The 375-nt window shown below is 45.3% G+C and carries 1 protein-coding gene; it reads left to right on the top strand.

Going from position 1 to position 375, the window contains the following annotated elements; translation table 11 throughout:
* A partial coding sequence (locus AB4585_RS26905) for a polysaccharide biosynthesis protein (protein ID WP_372171795.1) occupies positions 1-375 on the top strand: 375 nt, incomplete at both ends.

The raw sequence follows: 375 nt of genomic DNA, 5'->3' as shown, positions 1-375 counted from the left end.
CTATTGTGCTGTTTGAAGTGACTGAACTTGCGTTATACAGCATCGACAAAGAGCTGCAACAATACGCTAGTGAGAATAACCTATCCGTTAGAATTGTGCCGTTATTAGGCTCAGTACAGCGCATTAACCGTTTACATAAAACCATGCGTGCATTTGGGGTTCAAACCATCTATCACGCGGCCGCCTATAAACATGTACCGATGGTCGAGTTTAACGTTGTAGAAGGGGTGCGAAACAATGTATTTGGTACTTATTACACTGCCAAAGCGGCCATTGAAACCGGCGTTGAAACCTTTGTGTTAATCTCAACAGACAAAGCGGTAAGGCCAACCAACGTTATGGGTGCCACCAAGCGTATGGCGGAACTGTCTATCC

The organism is Vibrio sp. 10N.222.49.C9 (assembly GCF_041474985.1).
Taxonomy (GTDB): domain Bacteria; phylum Pseudomonadota; class Gammaproteobacteria; order Enterobacterales; family Vibrionaceae; genus Vibrio; species Vibrio crassostreae_C.
This window is presented reverse-complemented; position numbering and strand designations above follow the sequence as displayed.